A 14,897-nucleotide genomic window follows, 5' to 3' on the forward strand; every position below is an offset into this window, starting at 1 on the left:
ACGGTCCCGTCAGCGCAGGGTCAACTCAAGATGCGGTGAGCCATCTGAGGTCCGCTCTTTCGTGTGGCCATCCGGCCCGATGACGCCCCGCACCCGGCTGCGCCAATTCGACATGCTGTCGAACTGGATCACATCGACCGGCGCATCAAGCTGCACCTCCACGCGGAACCAACCCGGACGCACCAGCGCCAGATGGGTTACGCGCCCGGTGAAGGGCTGGGAGAGGTAGCGCCCGGTGACCTCAGCGCCAAGCTGCACTCCTTCGGGCGGCATCTCGGCAATGGCCGCGTGAAGCCCGTTCCAATCCCGAAACCCGAGCGCATGGGCCACGGCCTCCAGCGCGTCAGCGTGAGACAGGGCGATGCCCTTGGCCGCCTGCGCCGTGCGGTAGGTTCGGGCCTGTTGTTTGGCTTGTGCCAATGTGGGCAGTGACTGGGTCATGCGGGCACCCCTCCTTCCGATTTGAAAAGACCCCAACGCAGGGCATTGCGCCGCGCGCTGCGCATCAGGACGATGATGGTCAGGACAAGCACCATTACCTCCGCCACTGGACCGGCAAGCCAGATCCCGACCTCCCCCACCACAAATGGCAGCGTGAAGGTCAGCGGGATTGCAAATCCATAGGTCCGGGTGAGAGACAAAACTGCTGCGCGCCCCGCATCCCCGATGGCCTGAAAATGCGTGGCAATCATCATCAGCGGCCCCGAGAGCACGAACACCATCACCATGATCGGCAGGATGCGCGCAACCTCGGCAATCACCGCAGGATCATCGACAAACGCCGCCCCGATGGGTGCCGCAAAGAGGGTCGCGCCGACCTGAACGATCAGGCAATAGACCAGTCCAACCCCGGCCGCGATGCGCAGGCTTTGATCCGAGCGCGCCCAGTGACCCGCGCCGTAATTGTTGCCCGTGATCGTTTGCATCGCGAAGGACAGGCCCAAGAGCGGCAGATAGACAAAGGTCATGATCCGCGTCGTCACACCATAGGCCGACACCGTGGCCTCATAGTGCGGGACATCAACGATCTGGAGCATGGCCAGAATCGCCGCCGACCCAAGTGCCAACCCCACAAAGCCAAGGCTTTGCGGTGCCCCCAGTGCAAGGATCGGGCGCCAGCCGCGCAGCAGGCTGTTGCGGATCACCATTCCCGGCGTCAGCACCGTGCGCCCGCCAAAGCGGATGCCGAGGATGATGACAAAGGCCAAAGCCTGCGCCAAGGCCGTGCCATAGGCCGACCCCGCCACCCCCATATCCAGCATCGCGATCAGCACATAATTGAACCCGATATTGGAGAAGGACACCAAAAGGCTCATGGCCGCCATCAACCCCACGCGCCCCTCGTTGCGCAACGCATCGGAATTGACCGACAGCACAAACAGAAGCGGGGAGAACAGAATGGTGATTTGCAGATAAATGACGCCCATCCGCGCCAAATCCGCATCGCCGCCCGCCGCCTGAAAGGCCAGCGCCTCACCAAACAGCAGAAACAACCCGATCAGGATCAGACCGAGTGTCAGCGCCAGCCCATGCGCGGCGGCGAAGGTGCGCGCCGCCGCACCAACCTGCCCCGCGCCCAGATCCCGCGCCAGAATGCTCGACATGCCACTCGAAACCAGCGTCGCGAGCGACACCACGAGCATATAAAGGGGAAACATCAGGGTGACAGCGGCCAAAGCGTCCGGCCCGACAAACCAGCCCAGAAACAGCGCATCGACCACCGCCAACACCCCGTTCATGCCCATCACGAATATGATGGGAAGCGCCGTTTTCGCGTAGATCGGCCCAAGCGGGCCATGAATGAATGTATTATCGTCTTGCAGGGACATAATTCCGCAAACCTCTCGCAACAATCGCGCAGCAAGTGGACAGGGCCCGCATTACCATCCGCGCGACAAGATGCCGAGGATGTGGAAAAGAGATCAGCAGAACTTCACCGGGACGAATGTCAGCGGGCGGCGGGCGTCTGCGGCCTGACGCTGCCTTAGGATATGCCGCGCGCGCGCGTCAAGAGCCAAAATTCGCCGGGCGCCCCCGGTCAGGTGCCCGGACGCGGGGTCAGCTTTTCGGTCAGATGCTGCGCAAGATGGTCAAAAACCAGCCGGATGCGCCGGTTCGTTTTCAACTCACGATGGGTGACGAGCCACATGGGAAACATCACAGGAGGCAGGCTTGGCAGCACACGCTCAAGGCCCGGTTCGTCCTCTCCCAACGCCTCGGGCTGCATGGAGGCACCAAGCCCCGCTTTCGTCATGGCCCACGCCACGGCACCACTGTCGGTGGAGACGACGAAATTGTCCTCCCGCACGGGGATGCCCATATGCTGCAACGGAGCCACGAGCCGCACCGGATCGGCATTGCCCACAAAATCGAGCCGTGCCGTATCATGCGGTGAGGACGGCCGCCCGACACGGTCAAGATAGCTTCGCGCCGCATAAAGGCTTGCGCCGAAATCGCCCAGATGGCGCGCAATCAGGTCTGGCTGATCCGGGCGCACATGGCGGATCGCGATATCGGCCTCGCGCTGCATCAGGTTTTGCACCTCGTTGGAGCATTGCACCCGCACCCGAATGCCCGGCGCGGTTTCGCGCAAAGGGGCAAGGATCTGCGGAAGTGCCGCTGCGGATAGCAAATCCGTTGCGGTCACGACCACATCGCCCGAAATCTCCTGCGACTGGCCATCGGCGGACATGGAGATCAGCGTCGCGGCCTCTCCCATGGCGCGCACATGATCCAGCAATTCGCGCCCGGCCTGTGTCAGCGACAGCCCGCGCACGCTGCGCTCCACAAGCGTGACGCCAAGTGATGCTTCCAGCGCGGAAATTTGCCGCCCGATCGTGGGTTGGGTGCTGCGCAAAACACGCGCGGCCCCGCTGAAAGAGCCTTCTTCCGCCGTCGCCCAAAAGGCGCGGACCTGATTCCAATCGAATGTGACAGCAGACCAGTTCATGCAAATCCGTATAGCAGAAGGACGAAAATCGGCAATCCACACATTACGGATGTATGGCTAGTTTGCCCTCATCACAAAAGAGGCCACCCCATGACCGTTACCGACAGCCCCATCACACCACCCGATTTCTGGGACCGACAGGCGCCGAAATACGCGCGCAAACCGATTGACGATCCCGCCGCTTACGAGCGGAAACTCACGCGGATGCGCACCCTTCTCAAGCCGACCGACCGGGTGCTGGAAATCGGTTGCGGCACGGGCAGCACGGCGCTGCTGCTGGCCCCCTCCGTGGCCAACTACATCGCGACGGACACGTCTCACAGCATGATCGACATCGCGACGGCAAAGCTTGGCCCTTCCGCACCCAAAAACCTGACCTTCCGGCAAGCCGCCGCCGATGCGGAGGTCGAGGGCGGGCCGTTTGATGTGATCTGTGCGTTCAGCCTCTTGCATCTTGTGCCGGACATTCCTGCCGTGTTGGACCGCGCGAGAGCGATGCTGAAGCCTGATGGGCTTTTGATCACCAAAACACCCTGCCTGCGCAGTGTCGCCTTGCCGATCCGTTGGATGGTGCGGGGGCTTGAGGCGGTCAATGTGGCTCCGAAAGTGCATTTCTTCACCCGCGCGGACCTAATCCAGTATCACCATGATGCGGGATTTGACGTGGACGAAATCACCTATTTCGCAAAGAAACAGACAAGTCCGTTCATGGTGGCCTGTCCGCCGAGCCATGCGAGCGCGGGCTTGCGCGCCGTGCCCGATACCCGATGACCGCGCTTGGCCATATCCTGCCGATCCCGGTGCGCGCGCCTGCCCTGCCATGGCGGCACGCTGTGTTGTTGGCCGCACTCTTGGGCGCGCTGGCGCTTGGCCTTGCCCATCCGGGGCTGTTAGGCGAAATGAGCGCCCTCATTGCGCAGACTAAGAGCGATCCGGTCCTGCTGGGACTCGTTGTGCTGATCTACATGGTGCTGATCGCGCTGCCTTTTGTGCCGGGGGCGGAGTTGGGGCTGATGCTGCTTGCCCTTTTTGGCGCGACGCTGGCGCTGCCGCTCTATCTGGCGACGGTGGTGGCCCTGACCGGTGCCTTTGTGATGGGACGCATGGCGGCGCCGCGCCTGCGGACCGGGCGGCGCGCGGGGCCGGAGGGGGCGACCCGCGCGCCCGCCACTTTCCCGCCCGCGATGGACGCGCATCACGCGCCATGGCTCAAGCGGCTGGTGCGATATCGCGCGGTGGCGCTGATTCTGCTGATCAACATGCCGGGAAATACGGTGCTGGGCGGCGGTGGCGGCATTTCGTTCATGGCTGGGCTGACCCGCCATGTCAGCTTGCCCGGTTTCATGGCCTGCGTCGCGGTGGCGGTGGCTCCGGTGCCACTGATGGTCATGGCCCTGCCGCTATTGGGGGATACGGCAGTCGCGCTCTGGATCATGGAGCAGCTCGGGGAGGGATTGGCGGGCGCGGGTTCCTAACCTGCGCGACCCGCCACTGGACAGCCTCCCCAATTTCGCCAAACCTGCGCACAAGGCGCGGCATCAGGCGGGGCATGGCCATGGCACACCAGCAAAGACCCGAACGGGCGAGCTATGACATCGTGATTGTGGGCGGTGCCATCATGGGGGCCTCCGTCGCGTGGTTCCTGACCGAAATGTCCGGGTTTGACGGGCGCATCCTCGTGATTGAGCGGGACGCGAGCTACAAAACCTCATCAACCATTCACACAACGTCCTGTATGCGGCAGCAATTCTCCGGTGCGCTCAACATCCGCATCTCTCAATTCGCGGCGGATTTCGTGAAGAACCTTCGCGCGCATATGGGGGGTGATCCGCGTGTGCCGGAGCTGAGCATCCACAATTTCGGCTATATGTATCTTGCACAGGATGATGCCGCAGCACAGGCATTGCGGGACGCGCATCAGGTCCAGATCGCGGAAGGGGCCGCGACGCGGCTCATGACCCCAGCGCAGATCGCGGCGGAGTATCCGTTTTATCAGACCGAGGATATCGTGCTGGGTTCCATCAATACGGTGGATGAAGGCTATTGGGATGCGACCGCCGTGTTCGACTGGTGGCGCAGATCCGGGCAGGAGCGCGGTGTCGCATATATCGAGAATGAGGTGGTGGCGATAACGCGGGACGGGGCGCGCGTCACTTCCGTGACCCTCAAATCCGGGGAGGAGGTGGGATGCGGGCAAGTCATAAACGCCTCTGGCCCACGCGCGCTTCGCACAGCGCAAATGGCAGGTCTGCATATCCCGGTAGAGCCGCGTAAACGCTATTCATGGGTGTTCCGCGCCGAGCGTCCCTTGGCGCAGGATTTGCCGCTGACGATTGATCCAAGTGGCGTGCATGTGCGCGAGAATGGCGGCGGCACCTATCAGGCCGGAGGCCACGGAGCGGATGACCCTGCCGTCGCCTATAATGATTTCGCGATGGATCACAGCCTGTGGCAGGAGCATATCTGGCCCGTGCTGGCCCACCGCATCCCGCAATTTGAGGCAATCAAGGTGATTGCCGAATGGGCGGGTCATTACGCCTATAACACCTTCGATCACAACGCGATCCTTGGGCCGCATCCGGAGGTGACCAATTTCCTTTTCCTCAACGGATTCTCGGGCCACGGCTTGCAACAAAGCCCCGCGATGGGCCGTGGGTTGGCGGAATGGATCGTGCATGGCGAATACCGCACGCTGGACCTAAGCCCGTTTCATTTTGACCGGATCGCGCAGGGTCGCCCATTGGTTGAGCGGGCGATCATCTAGGAGACACCGCGCGTGTGTAAGGGGCGGGTATTTCTGACCGGTTTTTGGCCCTGCGACGCATAATTCCATGCCAAATTCAGCATAAGTGGGGCGGTGCAGATCGTTAATTTTGGCAACCTATGGTTGCGCCTTGTCAACTTACCCTTCGCTCCCACCCGGTCACGAACGCAAGACCCAACGCCCTGCCCCGCTGAGAAATTCCTCGACTGCCGCGCGCCAGCCGCTTGAATTAGCGCGACAATTGCGACAAGCTGACCCCCGATCAGGCGTAGTATGGGCGGAGAGCATCATGGACGACAAAACAGCCACGGGTAGATTCAATGTCGTTGTGAACCATGAGGAGCAATATTCGATCTGGCCAGTGGATATGGACATCCCCCTTGGCTGGACCGCCACGGGCTTTAGCGGTGAGAAACAGGACTGCCTTGATCACATCAACGAGGTCTGGACGGATATGCGCCCGCTGAGCCTGCGCGACTGATCCCCTTCCGCGCGCCCGCGCGGCGCGTCTGCTTGCGAGTAAGGAACTGAGTCCATTATGCCGCATGATTTGCGCCCACCGCGAACGGACAGCCTGACCGAACGGCTTCTGCATGGTTTTGCGGCGCGTGGCTCTCATCCCGCGATCACGCTCCTTGACGCATCAGGAGAGGTGGCAGAGCGGGTGAGTTTTGACGACCTGTCCCAAGCGGTAAAACAACGGGCTGCGGCCCTGTCGCGGCTGACATCCGCCGGGGATCGGGTGATCCTGCTTTTTCCCACCGGGCGCGGGTTCATCGAATGCTTCCTTGCCTGCCTTTATGCAGGTGTGATCGCCGTGCCTTTGTTTCCGCCGCGCAATCAGCGGAACTGGGGGCGCTTGCGGACCGTGTTGCGGGACGCTGATCCGGCGCTGATCCTTTGCCCAAGGGAGGACGTGACCCGGTTCGAGGATTGGTCGGCGCGGGAAGGCACGCTGACCGAGGCCACCCTTGTGGCCGATGACAGCCTGCTGGATCAGGCGCAGGCCTGCCCGTTGCACGCAGCATCCGGCGATACGGTCGCGCTGTTGCAATATACCTCCGGCTCCACGTCCGAGCCAAAGGGCGTGATGGTCACCCATGCCAATCTGATCGACAATCTGACGATCCTGAGCCAAAGCTGCGATCTGTCCCATCGGGACCGGATGCTGACATGGCTGCCGCATTACCATGATATGGGGCTGGTGCAGGGTCTGCTCCTGCCCCTGTCGTTGGGTGCGGAGGTGGTGGTGCTCTCCCCCGCGGCTTTCTTGCAAAAACCGGGGCGCTGGATGACGGCGATGGCCGCGTTTGGGGCGACCCATTCCTGTGCGCCGAATTTCGCCTTTGACCTTGCCGCGGATGCGGTGACAGGACAGGCGCGGCTTGATCTGTCGGCTGTGCGCACGATCCTTAATGGCGCAGAGCCGATCCGGGCGCAGACGCTCGACCGGTTTACCGATGCCTTTGCTCCGTTTGGCCTGCGCCGCGATGTGATCCGGCCCGGCTACGGCATGGCGGAGACGACACTGATGGTCACCGACAGCCGACAGGGACGGTACGATATGCTTGCCGATCCTGAGGCGCTGAAGGCCGGGCGGCTGGCGCCGGCCAAGACGGGCACGCGGCTTGTCAGTTCCGGTCGGGCGGCACCGGGGATCAGGCTTCGGATCAGCGACCCGGAGACCGGCGCGCCCTGCCCGCCCGGCCAAATCGGGGAAATCCGCGTTGCGGGGCGCAGCGTCGCGCCCGGCTATTGGCAGCAACCGGGCCTGTCGGCAGAGGTGTTTGACGCGCCACTTGACGGCACGCCCTTTCTGCGCACCGGCGATTTGGGCGCGCTGACCGCCGAGGGCGAGCTTTTCGTTTGTGGCCGGGTCAAAGACCTCATCATCATCGACGGCGCAAATCATTACCCGCAAGACATTGAGACGACCGCGCAGGAGGCCCATCCGGCGCTCGCGCAAGATGCCGCCGCTGCCGTCACGATTGACGAGGACGGGCGGCAGAAACTGGTTCTCATTCAAGAGGTCAAACGGACAGAACGGCACGGGATCATAGCGCAGGACGTGTTCCGCGCGGTCGCCACCGCGATATCGGAGGCGCATCACCTGTCCCTTGACCAGCTTGTGCTGTTGCGCCCCGGTGCGATCCCCAAAACCTCCAGCGGGAAAATCCAGCGCAACCGGGCGCGGGCCGCGTTGGAGGACGGGACGCTCGCGGTTCTGGGCCAATGGCCTGACCCCGGCAAGGTGGAGGACGCTCGCGACGGGGAGTGGCTGGCGACGCTCATCGCAGGTGCGCTTGGCCTCCAGCCCGCGGACCTGTCCCCTGACCGGCCCTTTGCCGAATATGGCCTGTCGTCGCGCGTGGCGGTTGGGCTGAGCGGGCAGATCGCGGAGCGGACGGGGCGGGACATGCCGCCGACGCTCCTGTTCGATCACCCGACACTGGACAAACTGCGCGCGCATCTGTCTGGCAGTACGCCGAAACGGGCAACGCGGGCCAATACTGTGGCAGAGCCGATCGCGATCGTTGGCATGGCCTGCCGGTTTCCGGGTGCCGACACACTCGATCAGTTCTGGACCCTTTTGTCCCATGGTCAGGACGCGGTCGGCACCGTGCCGGAGGGGCGCTGGCCTGCTGGAATGGCGGAAAAGGGCGTGCCGCTCGACGGTGGATTTCTGTCCGATATCAAAGGGTTCGACGCGGGTTTTTTCGGGATCACCCCCCTTGAGGCCGAACGGATGGACCCGCAACAGCGGCTGTTGCTGGAGATCACTTGGGAATGCCTGAGCCACGCGCATCATCCGCCTGAGCGCCTGCGCCAGGGGCGGACGGGTGTGTTTGTCGGCCTGTCACATTCCGACTATGGCGCACTTGCGCATGGGAATTTCGCAGCACTTGATGCCTATTCCGCGACCGGTGCAGCCCATAGCATCGCGGCAAACCGGATTTCCTATGCGCTTGACCTGCGCGGGCCGAGTGTTGCGGTCGATACGGCCTGCTCATCATCGCTTGTGGCAGTCCATCAGGCCTGTCGCGCGCTGCAATCGGGTGAGGCGGAGATGGCCATTGCGGCAGGGGTCAATCTGATGATCCGCCCGGACCTGAGCCATGTGTTCGCGCAAGCCCGGATGCTGTCGCCCAGTGGGCGCTGTCGGGCATTTGACGCGGCGGCGGATGGCTATGTGCGGGGTGAGGGCGCGGGTGCGATCCTGCTCAAGCCGCTTTCGGTGGCCGAGGCCGATGGCGATGTGATCCACGCGGTCATTCGCGGCAGTGCTGTGGGTCATGGCGGGCGTGGGAACGGGCTGACAGCGCCGATTGTCAGCGCGCAGGCGCAAACCATCGAAGATGCGCTTGGCACGGCTGGTCTGTCGCCCCGTGATATCAGCTTTATCGAGGCGCATGGCACCGGCACGCCGCTGGGCGATCCGATTGAGGTGGCGGCCCTTGATAGCGTGTTTGGCGCGCGGGACGCCGCCCCGCTGGTGATCGGCACGGTGAAAAGCAATATCGGGCATCTGGAGGCCGCAGCCGGCATTGCGGGCCTGATAAAGGCGACCTTAGCGCTCAAACACCGGACGGTGCCGCAAACCCTGCATTTGTCGGCGCGAAACCCGGCGATTGCGCCCTCCACGGCCCGCGTTTTCGCGACGGAGCCGCAGATATTGCCCGCGCAGGACGCGCCGCTGCGGGCCGGGGTGAGCTCGTTCGGCTTTGGTGGGACGAATGCGCATGTGGTGCTGGAGGCCGCAGCGGTGCCCCCGCAACCCGAGGCGCCGGTTCAAGCCCCTGCCTTGCTCGCGCTCTCCGCCCAAACGGAGCGCGCGCTGGCGGATGTCATCGCGCAGGCGCAGACCGCATTGAAGCACCAGCCCCTGCCCGCCGTGGCCGAAACACTCACCCGTGGCCGGGCGGCATTGCGCTGCCGGGCGATGGTTGTGGCAGACAGTGCGGACGCGGCGCAAGAGGCGCTTTCGGCCCTGCCCGCGCCTTCCGCCGCTGAAACGCGCCCGCAAAAAGGGGCCGTGTTCGTGTTTTCCGGCCAGGGCGGGCAATGGTCCGGTATGGGGCGCGCACTGGCCAAAGAGAGTCCGGCTTTTGCCACGGCGCTGGCGCGGTTTGATCCGCTGTTGCGGGAAGTCACCGGGCGGGACAGCGCGCAATTGTTTGACGATCCAGCGCTTGGCGCGGATCAGGCGGCGTTGCAGCCTGCGCTTTGCGCGCTGCAAATGGCGTTGAGTGATGTGTTGGAAGGCTATGGCGTGACCCCGGCAGCCGTGGTGGGCCACTCGCTGGGGGAGATCGCGGCGGCGTCCTGCGCGGGGGCGTTCCCGGCTGAGGAGGCCATTCGGCTTGCCGCGACGCGCGGCGCGCTGATGGCAGAGGCTGCGGGCACGGGCGGGCTGACGGTGCTCAATACGTCGGTGGAAACGGCCGAGGCCCATATCAAGAAGCACGACCTACCCCTTGATATCGCAGCGATAAACGGCCCTGCTATGGTGGCCGTCAGTGGCCCAATAGCAGCGCTTGAAAAGCTGGAGGATGCGCTTCGGGCGCACGGGATCACGGTCAAGCGGATGCCCGGGACCACGGCCTTTCACGCCCGCGCCTTGGAGCCATTCGCCCAGCGGATGCCGCAGCGTGGCGGGCGGCTGACCCGGCCCATGTTCTCGACCGTCACGGGGCGGATGGAGCAGAAGATCGGGCCGGATTATTGGGCACGCAACATGCGCGACACGGTGCGGTTTGCCGAGGCGTTGACGGCCCTGAACGTGGCTGGACACACCCATTTCATCGAGATCGGACCACACCCGGCGCTGACCGGATTGGTGCGCGCGGCAGGGGGTGTTGGCCTCCCAAGCCTGACGCAAGACACGCCCGGTCTGTCGCCGCTTTTGAATGCGATAGGACGGCTTTTCGTGGATCATGTGCCTGGCGTCGATCTGGTGAACGCGGCCCGGCCACGGGGTCCGATGGCCGATCTGCCCGCCTATCCGTGGGAGCGGGTGCCCTATTGGCAGGACCAGCACGGCGCGACGGCGCAGAACACATGGCACGCGATGGCGAAAGCGGCGGAACAGCAGGCAGGCTTCATCCCCGCCACGCTGAACCTTGACGCGGAGGACAAGACCCGCCGGACGCTCGACGCATTGGCGACGACGGAAATGGCGGAATGCCTTGCGCGGATTGATGCGGGGGCGCTGCCGGTGGATGAGCGATTTGCACCGCTGGTCGCCCGCTGGCGCAAGACGCTTCAAAACGGGGCGGTTGCCCCTGCCCCGGATGAGGACACAGCGCCGCAATGGCTCGCCACCTATGTTGCGCGCTGTCACGCCATGCTGCCCGATATTCTGACCGGGCGGGAAAGCCCGCTTGAAACCCTGTTTCCCAAGGGCGATTGGGGCACGGTGGAGCAGATGTATCACGGCTACCCGGTGGCGCGGTATTTCAACACGATCATCGCGCAGGCGGTCGCGGCGCGCGCGGCCCTCGCCACACCATCGCAGCCCTTGCGCATTCTGGAGGTCGGTGGGGGCACGGGCGGGCTGACGCGCACGGTGCTGCCATTATTGCCCGCTGACCGGGTGCGGTACTGCTTTACCGACGCGACTGCCTATTTCGCGGAGCCGATGCGGCATCGGCTTGCCGAGTATCCGTTCGTGACCTTTGGCACGCTCGATCTGGATGATCCGTTTGACGCGCAAGGCTACACGGCGGGCAGTTTCGACATCATCCTGGGGGCCAACTCGGTCCATGCCGCCGATCATCTGGATCAGAGCCTGTCGCGCCTGCAATCCTTGCTCGCCCGGGACGGGGTGTTGATGCTCTATGAAGCGACGACGCCTTTCGCGTGGCTTGATACCACCGTCGGGCTGATCGAGGGGTGGGGCGCGCAGAAAACCGATGGCCGTTCCGGCACACCGATGGTGTCACCGCAGGATTGGCAGGTGCGGCTGCAACAGGCGGGTTTTGCGGAAACGCTCATGCTGCCGCGGGCAGATGATCCGCTGGCCCAGCTTGGACAAACGGTCATCATCGCGCGCAGCACGGGGGAGGCACGGGCCGAACCCGTCGTCACGAAAGCGCCTCTGTCGCAATATGCGCTCACTTGGTGCGAGGCCACGCCCCCGCCGGCCGGCCCCCTGCCCGCGCCGCTATTGGTGATGGGGCGACAGGATGTGGCGGACGCGCTGAACATAACGGCGCAAGACGATTGGCCTAGTACTGTCGCTGGCTGGCAGGCTCTGATCGCAGCCTATCAGCCAAAAGGCATCCTGTTGGCCCCTGCGCTTGACGCCACGGGCGTGGCAGCGCTCGAGGCCTGTTTGATCTCCTGTCAGGCGCTGATCCACGCGCAGATGGCCGTCGCCCCTGATCAGCGCGCGGCACTTTGGATCCTCACCTCCGCTGAGGCGGAGAACGCGGTCCATACCGGGCTGAGCGCATGGGCGCGGGTTGCCGCGAATGAGATGCGCGGCATGGTCCGGGGCATGATCGCCCTCTCCGACCGGCCGGAACCTGAGATGCTGCGCGCGGCACTGGGGCAGAAATCCCCCGATATGCTGTCCATCGCGGACGGGCGCTGGCAGGTCGCACGCTTTACAGAGGCCATGATAGAGGGCGCACCGGTGCCGATCCGGTCGGACGGGCTGTATCTGATGACCGGCGGCCTTGGCGTGTTGGGATTGCGACTGGCCGAGGAGATTGCCGCGCGCGGCCCCGGGGGCGTGATCCTCGCCTCCCGCAGCGCGCGGGCGGACAGCCTCAGCGCGGAGGCGCGGCGGACATTGGACAGACTGAAAGGGGCGGGCGTGCCTGCACATCTGTTGGCCGTCGATTGCGCGGATGAGGGCGCGCTCGCGGCCGGGATCGCGCGCATCACGGACGAGACCGGGTTCATGGTGCGCGGGGCGGTTCATTGCGCGGGGCTGTTGGACGCAGCATCCTTACAGGAAACAGATGCGGCCCTCCTTGCGCGCAGCCTTCATGCCAAGGCCAAGGGTGCGGATGTCTTGACCCGTGTGCTGGATCGCGAGGCGTTGGATTTCCTCACATTCATGGGCTCCGCTGCCGCCACGCTTTGCCCGCCCGGCACCAGCGCCTATGCGGCTGCGAATGGGTATATGGACGGGGTCGCGGCGCGACTGCGCGCGCAGGGTGTGCCAGCGCAAACTTATCATTGGGGCGTCTGGGAGGACACCGGTGCCAGCGCGCATTCAACGCGCGATGCGTTCCGCGATATGGGGTTGCCGCTGATCGCGCCGGATCAGGGCGCAGCGCTCTGCCTGACCATGGCCCCTGAGGGGCAGATGGTGCGCACCGTGCTGTCGGGCAGCGCGGCGGACTGGCTGCCGTCTGTGCGTCGATGGATGGGATTGCCCCTGCTCGATCGGTTGCAAAGCCCCGCTGCCGTCAGCACCGAGGCTATAGATGAGACTGACACCACCGCGATCCTTCGGCAGGAAGTGGCGCGGATCATGAACCTGCGGCCCGAGCAGATTGTCACCGGCCAACCGCTTGTCGAACAGGGGCTGGATAGCCTGATGGCGATTGGGCTGAAGGGCCGGATCGAAGCGGTGTTTGGCACGTCCCTCACCGTGGGGGATCTGATGACATTGCCGAGCCTGTCGGCCATTGCGGACCGTGTTGCCCCCACCGGGACGGACGACACGGCGCGCGAAGTCATGAGCTTTTGATGAGCATAACCGCGCTTGACGTCCTCACCGAAATGGAGCGCCGGGGCATCCGTGTCGCGGCTGAGGGCGAAAACCTGTCTGTCGATGCGCCCAAAGGGGCGGTTGACGCGGCCCTGCGCGATCAGATCGTGGCGCATAAGGCGGGTCTCCTTGCCCTGTTGCGCGAACCAGACGCGCCCTTCCCCCTGACTGCGGGACAACAGGCGCTGTGGTATCAACATACGCTGGATGCGGGCGGCTATGCCTACACGATTGGGTTTGCCGCGCATCTGAGCGACCCGATTGATCTGGGCATTCTTGATCGGGCGCTCTGCGCGCTGGTGGAGCGGCACAGCCAGTTGCGCACCCGCGTTTTTGCCGATGGTGACACGCCCTTGCAAGAGATCATGCCACCGCCCGCGCGGGTATTGACCGTACATGACGGGCCTTTGTCCCGGCAGGATCGGGAGGACGCGGCCCTTGCCGCCTATAAGACCCCGTTGGCGCTTGATGTGCCGGTGCAGTTGCGCGCGCAGGTCTGGCCCGGGGATGGGGAGGTGACGCTCCTTCTGACGCTGCCTCATATCGCGATCGACGGCCAATCCCTTTGGGCGCTTTTGGACGCTATCCCAACGGTTTATCAGCGGATCGCGGCAGGTGAGCCACCATTTGACAGCCCTGCCCCTGCTCCCTATGCCCGCCATGTTCAGGAGCAAAACGCGGCACCCCACGATACCGCTTGGGCCTATTGGCAAAAGGCCCTCGCCGATCTGCCGGACCCGATGGATTTTCCCTTCGACCTGCCCCGTCCGAAACGGCAACGCTTTGACGGTGGCGCGGTGCAGGACACTCTGCCGGAGGCATTGGTGGAAGATATCCGCGCCTGTGCCCGCCGCCATGGCGTGACGCCTTATGTTGTGCTGCTGAGCGTGTTTCATATCGTTTTGCACAAGCAGGCGCAGGCGCAGGATATCCTGATCGGCTCTCCATTTTCGGGCCGCACACGCGCCGCATTTGACGCCACGCTGGGCTATTTCGTGAACCCGTTGCCGGTGCGGGCGCGCATCACGCCAGAGACATCCTGCGCTGATCTGTTTGCCGAAGTGGCACAGGCCGCGCGCGATGCGCTTGACCATCAGGACATGCCGCTGCCCGATATGATTACGCGGTTGGGCCTGCCCCGCGATCCGTCCCGACCGCCGCTGTTTCAGACCAGTTTCGCCTTCCAATCCGCCGGGGCCGCGACCCCGCTTGCCCGCGGCATGATGCGCGGCACACAGGGACAAGCGATTGATTGGAAGGGTTTTTCTGCGGCGATCATTCCCCTGCCGCAACAGGAGGGCCTGTTTGATCTGACCTTGGAGGTTTTGCAGGATGATGCGCGCTATGACATTGCCCTGAAATACAACGCGTCGCTTTTGTCTTCCTCCACTGCCAGCTCTCTTTTGTCGCAATTTATTGAGGGATTGCGGGGGGTTGTTGGGGGTGTTGGGTGTGTT

The 14,897-nt window shown here is 64.1% G+C and carries 9 protein-coding genes; 6 read left to right on the forward strand and 3 right to left on the reverse strand.

What is annotated here, in order from left to right; all coding sequences use genetic code 11:
- Positions 1–9 precede the first annotated feature (9 nt).
- The 3 genes from FHS89_RS04860 to FHS89_RS04870 form a co-directional block, all read right to left on the reverse strand.
- The gene (locus FHS89_RS04860) at positions 10–441 is read right to left on the reverse strand and encodes a glyoxalase superfamily protein (protein ID WP_184009077.1); all 432 of its coding nucleotides are present in this window, start codon (positions 439–441) and stop codon (positions 10–12) included.
- Positions 438–1,829: an MATE family efflux transporter gene (locus FHS89_RS04865; protein WP_184009079.1), complete on the reverse strand. Its 1,392-nt coding sequence runs from the start codon at positions 1,827–1,829 to the stop codon at positions 438–440. The genes FHS89_RS04860 and FHS89_RS04865 overlap by 4 nt, the downstream gene beginning before the upstream one ends.
- Positions 1,830–2,038: 209 nt before the next feature.
- Positions 2,039–2,950 (reverse strand): LysR family transcriptional regulator, encoded by a 912-nt coding sequence (locus tag FHS89_RS04870; RefSeq protein ID WP_184009081.1) that lies wholly within the window; start codon positions 2,948–2,950, stop codon positions 2,039–2,041.
- A 90-nt stretch (positions 2,951–3,040) separates the two neighbouring features.
- On the opposite strand from FHS89_RS04870, the gene FHS89_RS04875 reads away from it, so the two are divergent.
- The 6 genes from FHS89_RS04875 to FHS89_RS04900 all read left to right on the forward strand — a co-directional run.
- A complete protein-coding gene (locus tag FHS89_RS04875; RefSeq protein ID WP_184009084.1) occupies positions 3,041–3,721 on the forward strand; it encodes a class I SAM-dependent methyltransferase in 681 nt (226 codons plus the stop codon).
- The gene (locus FHS89_RS04880) at positions 3,718–4,425 is read left to right on the forward strand and encodes a hypothetical protein (protein WP_184009086.1); all 708 of its coding nucleotides are present in this window, start codon (positions 3,718–3,720) and stop codon (positions 4,423–4,425) included. Before FHS89_RS04875 ends, FHS89_RS04880 begins: the two co-directional genes overlap by 4 nt.
- Before the next feature lie 80 nt (positions 4,426–4,505).
- The gene (locus tag FHS89_RS04885) at positions 4,506–5,714 is read left to right on the forward strand and encodes an NAD(P)/FAD-dependent oxidoreductase (RefSeq protein WP_184009088.1); all 1,209 of its coding nucleotides are present in this window, start codon (positions 4,506–4,508) and stop codon (positions 5,712–5,714) included.
- Positions 5,715–6,003: 289 nt separating this feature from the next.
- Positions 6,004–6,195: an MbtH family protein gene (locus FHS89_RS04890; protein ID WP_184009090.1), complete on the forward strand. Its 192-nt coding sequence runs from the start codon at positions 6,004–6,006 to the stop codon at positions 6,193–6,195.
- A gap of 57 nt (positions 6,196–6,252) precedes the next feature.
- The gene (locus FHS89_RS04895) at positions 6,253–13,419 is read left to right on the forward strand and encodes a type I polyketide synthase (RefSeq protein WP_184009092.1); all 7,167 of its coding nucleotides are present in this window, start codon (positions 6,253–6,255) and stop codon (positions 13,417–13,419) included.
- On the forward strand, positions 13,419–14,897 hold a 1,479-nt coding region (locus FHS89_RS04900), incomplete at its 3' end, for a condensation domain-containing protein (protein WP_184009095.1). The genes FHS89_RS04895 and FHS89_RS04900, both read left to right, overlap by 1 nt.

The sequence above is a fragment of the Rubricella aquisinus genome (genome assembly GCF_014199445.1).
GTDB classification, from domain to species: domain Bacteria; phylum Pseudomonadota; class Alphaproteobacteria; order Rhodobacterales; family Rhodobacteraceae; genus Rubricella; species Rubricella aquisinus.